The organism is Maribacter litoralis, from assembly GCF_003075045.1.
GTDB lineage: Bacteria > Bacteroidota > Bacteroidia > Flavobacteriales > Flavobacteriaceae > Maribacter > Maribacter litoralis.
In genome coordinates this window covers 1-5,322 of the sequence record NZ_QCZD01000012.1, presented here as the reverse complement: position 1 = coordinate 5,322, position 5,322 = coordinate 1, and the positions used below count along the sequence as shown (strand labels likewise).

At 34.7% G+C, this 5,322-nt stretch carries 7 protein-coding genes and 1 pseudogene; 6 read left to right on the top strand and 2 right to left on the bottom strand.

The genetic code is table 11. The annotated features are described in order from the left end of the window. Positions 1-177: 177 nt before the first annotated feature. The 6 genes and pseudogenes from DCS95_RS20370 to DCS95_RS19990 all read left to right on the top strand — a co-directional run bounded on the left by DCS95_RS20370 (position 178) and on the right by DCS95_RS19990 (position 4,742). On the top strand, positions 178-351 hold the full coding sequence (locus DCS95_RS20370; RefSeq protein WP_164674255.1) for a hypothetical protein: 174 nt from the start codon (positions 178-180) through the stop codon (positions 349-351). Positions 352-355: 4 nt separating this feature from the next. Further along, positions 356-772 carry a lecithin retinol acyltransferase family protein gene (locus DCS95_RS20435; RefSeq protein WP_208630776.1) on the top strand — a complete coding sequence of 139 codons (417 nt, stop codon included), beginning with the start codon at positions 356-358 and terminating at the stop codon, positions 770-772. After that, on the top strand, positions 765-1,592 hold the full coding sequence (locus tag DCS95_RS20005) for an SMODS-associated NUDIX domain-containing protein (RefSeq protein ID WP_116772567.1): 828 nt from the start codon (positions 765-767) through the stop codon (positions 1,590-1,592). Before DCS95_RS20435 ends, DCS95_RS20005 begins: the two co-directional genes overlap by 8 nt. Then, the gene (locus tag DCS95_RS20000) at positions 1,593-2,798 is read left to right on the top strand and encodes a nucleotidyltransferase domain-containing protein (RefSeq protein WP_116772566.1); all 1,206 of its coding nucleotides are present in this window, start codon (positions 1,593-1,595) and stop codon (positions 2,796-2,798) included. It abuts the gene before it with no gap. After that, positions 2,758-3,225, top strand: coding sequence for a type II CBASS E2 protein (locus DCS95_RS19995; RefSeq protein WP_116772565.1), 468 nt, complete (start codon positions 2,758-2,760; stop codon positions 3,223-3,225). The genes DCS95_RS20000 and DCS95_RS19995 overlap by 41 nt, the downstream gene beginning before the upstream one ends. A gap of 144 nt (positions 3,226-3,369) precedes the next feature. After that, positions 3,370-4,742, top strand: a pseudogene (locus DCS95_RS19990) (RNA-binding domain-containing protein). 8 nt (positions 4,743-4,750) lie between these two features. Here DCS95_RS19990 and DCS95_RS19985 read toward each other — a convergent pair. After that, positions 4,751-5,122, bottom strand: a complete 372-nt coding sequence (locus DCS95_RS19985) for a hypothetical protein (protein ID WP_076547086.1) — start codon at positions 5,120-5,122, stop codon at positions 4,751-4,753. A gap of 6 nt (positions 5,123-5,128) precedes the next feature. Next, positions 5,129-5,322, bottom strand: a 194-nt coding sequence (locus DCS95_RS19980) for a DUF4138 domain-containing protein (protein ID WP_116772564.1), incomplete at its 5' end; no start/stop codon positions are given.

The following is a 5,322-nucleotide window of genomic DNA, read 5'->3' as shown; positions in this document are numbered from 1 at the left end:
TCTTATTGTCCTGAAACATTTCTATTAACCTTAATGTAGGTTCATCTTTAAGTTTATTCCAATTGGACATCAATGCTTTCATTTCTTATACGCAAAAGCGTTGGGAATGGTTTTGCGTACTGAGGGTAGTAGTAACACGCAAAAGCAAAACTAACAAAATTTTTAACAAATACTAATATGGCAACAAATAAACCAACAGGGGATAACGCTCGAAAAGGAGCTGTAAGACAAAGGTCACAAGTACTTAACCCAAAGACAAACTTGTATGTTAAGCGGAATGCTGAAAATGGTCAGTTTATGGACGTGAAAACGACCGGCGGAAAATTTAGAGGAGTCAGAAAAGAAAAATAGAAATATGATGAATACAATACCCAACCTACCCACTCTCTTTGCTGGGGATGTAATTCTTGCAAAAAAGCGAAAGGGTTTAGGACGAATTTTAAACCACTACATCGTTTATGTAGGTAATAACACTTTTGTGGGCAACTTGTCTGATGGTGTTAAAGAATTCCATTATAACGAATTAATGAACCTATTGCAGGATTACGAGCCTACTGGAGTACGAAGATTTAGTGGCTCATATTTTCAGCGCAATCAAGCAATTAACAGAGCTTACTCAAAATTGGGAGAAAGATACAGTCTTATAAATTTTAACTGCGAGCATTTTGCGAATTGGGTACAGTTTGGGAAAATTGAAAGTAGTCAAGTAACTACTGGTTTCGTCATTTTGGTAAGCGCTATTTTCTTAAAACTAGTTTCAACGGATGAGTAAAGAATTGAGACGATTTTTTGGGTATGTGATAGTTTTTTTCTGCGCAGTTGGCTACCTAATTTACAGGTATTTTTATTTAAATCCTGTAACGGATTTTCATAAAGAAATTCTTGTTGCTGTTGCATTTGCGGTTTTGTCAACCTGCGTGATGGGTATCTATGAAACGATTAAATGTCAAGGAAAATATTTTTGGATTTCATTGAGATGCTCATTATTTATTCCCAATAAGGAAACTTATGTATCCTTGAGCTATTTAATGAGAATTAAGCTTTCAGGTTCTGAAAGATATTTTCTTGTAAAAGGTTCAAAAGTCGACCAGTATCAACCTGTTGGAGGAGTTTATAAAATTATTGGGAATAAAGATATTTATAAGGAGTGGGAGGCACACCCTAAATCAGACGAAAAAAACCCTGATGATTTACGATTTTTTGCGAAAGCTAAATACATCCCAGAAATAATCCGTTGGTTCAAATCTCGTAAGGACAGGGAAACTGGTGTATGGAGGGAGTTTTATGAAGAACTTTTAGAAACTAAAATCGTAAGTCGAAAATTTTTTAAAACAATACGTGCGGAATATTTATGCTCGCACGAGAATATTCTAAGCAAGCAAAATAGGTTTAAAAACGAACAATATCATACATTAATTTACGACATCTTTCAAATAGAACTAAGTACAAATCAATTTCAAGAACTTAAAGAAATGATGGAAAACGATGTTTTCACAAGTCAGTATGCATTTGTAACAAAGGACGAAATTGAAAAGGAATGTTTTAACGAACATAAATTAAAAATAGGACAACACACCAAATTTACGATATAGATGAATTTTCAAGAATACTTATACAATCAAGGTTTTCAAAGGGAAGACCTACTCGCCAGAATGGCAGAATCACTTGAGTTGGACGATTCTCGTTCTTATAGAATGGAATCTGCTTACAATGCCATTTACGATGTGCTAAAAGCAGATGCCGTATTTTTCTCAAAGGTAGATTTTGTTGTATATCCACAAGGTTCAAAGGCCATTGGTACAACAACGAAACCTTTTGGTAAAGATGAATTTGATTTAGATATTGTCGTCCATATTAGAGATTTGTACCATAATTATACTTCATCAGAAATCTATAATCATTTAATCCGTGTCTTTAGAGGAAATGATGTTTATCGACCTAAACTTATACCGAAAAATAGATGTGCAAGAATAAATTATTCTGGCGATTTCCATTTGGATATTCTTCCTGGTTGTATTGTAATTAGGGATGAGGACAAATTGATGGTTCCAGACCGTGAGTTGGCATCTTGGACATCTACATTTCCAAAAGGTTATAGCAGTTGGTTCTTAGATATAGCCAAAGATGTTCGTCAGCCCATTTTGCTGAGAAAGGCATTTGAAAATTTTGTCACTTTATCGGAAGCAAAAGCAGAACAGGAGGATTTGCCAGATGAGGATTTTTATTCAAAAGAACCTCTGAAAAGAGCTGTTCAGCTAACCAAACGGTATCGGGACATATTTTTTGATAAAAATCCAAAACATAGGACTTCTAGTATTGTTTTGACTACAATTTTTGGACAGCTTTATCAAGGGGAAGCTTCAATATATGAAACCATAGATAATATTTTAAACCGTATTATCGGTAATTACTCAGAGTACCAACAACTTTTTGAAAAACGGGGTATATATAAAAGAATCAAAGTGCTAAATCCTGTAAATTCCGAAGAAGATTTTACAGATAAATGGGATAAGGACAAGGAGTATTATAATCAATTTATCGCTTTCGCTAAAAGTTATAAAGAAAAATGGGAGCGTCTTAAAAAAGGAGATTTTGGAATAGCTGAAGAACTTTTTGGTAGTGCAAGGACAAAAAACATTTTAAAAGCCCAGTTGGAAAATTTATCAAAAGGTAAGGGAGATACACTTGAAAAAGCTGGTCTTTCGATTATTGCTGGTAAAAATTACGTTGACCCAAAGGGAAATATTACAACAGATAATGGATATCAAAGTAAGCCACATAGAAATTATGGTGGTTAATATTGATTTAAAATCAAAACTAAATATTATTATTAACAGAAAGTTTACAGCTGCATACATACAGCAATATCATATTGAAAAACATTTTCCCTGGCTAAATACAATCGTTAAAGAGGGAAAGCTATTAGGTAAAGGCAAAATCAAACCAAAAGGATGCAAAAAGGAATATGAAATATTAATAGTCTATGATATCAATAACACCTTAAGAAAAGAAAGGGTTTTTGTAATAAATGACAGCCAAATTCAATTCGATAAAACGCCACATCTATATCCAGATAATAGTTTATGCTTATACTATCCTGAAGATATTCCACAACATCTGGATTTGAATTTTATAGATGTAATACCGTGGATTTCGGAATGGTTGGTTATTTATGAGTTATGGAAAAAGTATGGTGTGTGGTTGGCAGATGAAGTGAAGCACTAAAAAGAAGCTTTTTCTCTTATTTTTTAGGAAATTTTATTATCTGCTTTTTCTAATTCATAATTATATTGCATTTCATCTCAGTTAGCAAAATCTATTTTCACAACTTAATATTATTATCTTTACTGTCCGATTTTATTTGAATAAATGACCGAAACAAACCGTATAGAATATAAACGAGAACTTACCGATGGACTTGAAAAAGAGATTATCGCATTTCTGAACTACCGTGAAGGTGGTATTCTATATATATAGGTATTGATAAGGAAGGAAACACTTATGGTTTGGCAGATGCTGATGGCGACCAGTTGAAAATTAAGGACAAGCTAAAGAATAATATTCGTCCTTCAGCACTTGGTTTGTTCGATATAGTGAGTGAGGAAAGGGACGGCAAAAACATTCTAAAAATCATTGTGGCCAGCGGTCCAGAAAAACCATATTATTATAAAAAATATGGGATGAGTGAAAAGGGTTGTTTCATTCGTTTGGGTTCAGCAGCTGAGCCGATGCTACAAAAAATGATTGATGAGCTGTTTGCCAAACGTACTCGAAATTCTATCAGCAAGATTAAAGCAGGTCGGCAAGATTTGAGTTTCGGGCAACTGAAAATCTACTATGAAGAATCAGGTTACAACCTCGGTAAAGCATTCGCAAAAAATTTAGAGCTGCTAACGGAAGATGGTACATTCAATTATGCTGGCTATCTTTTGGCGGACAAGAACAATACTTCAATTAAAGTCGCCAAATATTCAGGCACAACCAGAACAGACCTAATTGAAAGTAACGAATATGGTCACGAATGTCTGGTTAAGGCTACTAAACAAGTGATTGATAAAATTGCGGTAGAGAATAGAACGACTACAAAAATCACAGCCAAAGAAAGAGAGCAAGCCAATCTTTGGCATCCCATCGCCTTGCGTGAAGCCATCATAAATGCGTTTGTGCATAATGATTACACAAATGAGATTACCCCAAAGTTTGAAATCTTTACCGATAGAATCGAAATCACATCGGCTGGTGGTCTTCCGGAAGGATTGAGCAAGCAAGAATTTTTTGAAGGCTTTTCAGTCCCACGAAACAAGGAACTGATGCGAATTTTTAAAGATTTAGAACTGGTTGAACAATTAGGTTCTGGCATTCCTCGTATTTTAGAACACTACGGAAAAGAGAGTTTTAGTTTTTCAGATAACTTTCTTAGAATGACTTTTATTGCTAAAGAAGCTGTTGTTGAAGAAGGTGGTCAAACAGGTGGTGTAAAGGGTGGTCAAGAAGGTGGTGTAATAGGTGGTGCAATAGGTGGTGTAATTGATTCAACTGAAGCTCTAACTAGAAGACAAAAAGAAGTGCTTAAACTTATTGCAACCAATACTACTATTACTTATACTGAAATAGCTGAAGCTTTAGGTATCAATGAATCCCCTGTGGGCAAACATATAAACGCACTAAAAACTAAAGGCTTTTTAATAGGTCACGGTGGCACGCAAGGCTATTGGGAAATTAATCTCAAAAACAATCAGTAAAAGTCCTTTTAAAAAGGAGATTTGTCCTTTGAGCCTCTCGCATCCGCCAGCCACTTGCCATTTTGCTTAACCAGTTTAAAAAGGCCTGGTGTCTTATCATAGGCTGTCGTATATTTTACCCAAGCCACATCACCCATAATGGTATCCTGCAAAACAGTAAAGTTTGAATCATCCTTTACCGTCGCATTAAACATATTTATAGTATTCATATAATTAGAATATGCCTGTGGTGTTGAGTTGGCTTTTAAAGCTTCCTCATCCTTTTCATAAAAGCTTTCAATAACAATCTGGGCTGTAGCACTTGGCCCAGAAACTTTAGTATCAGAATCGGCACAAGAAAGGAACAACAGTACGAGTGAGAAAACAATAATTTTTTTCATAATATTTTAATTTGGGTTATTGATATATCTATGTGATATTTTCATTTCTATATTGCGTTCGCCATCTTTCTCGTTCAATTCTAAAATCGCCCTACGGTCATTAGATAATGAAAATTTGGGCAATACATAAACGAAGCGAACCGTCTCACTTTTTGCAATTTTTGAAGGCAGATTGTGTTTGTACGTTGGTTCTTGATACA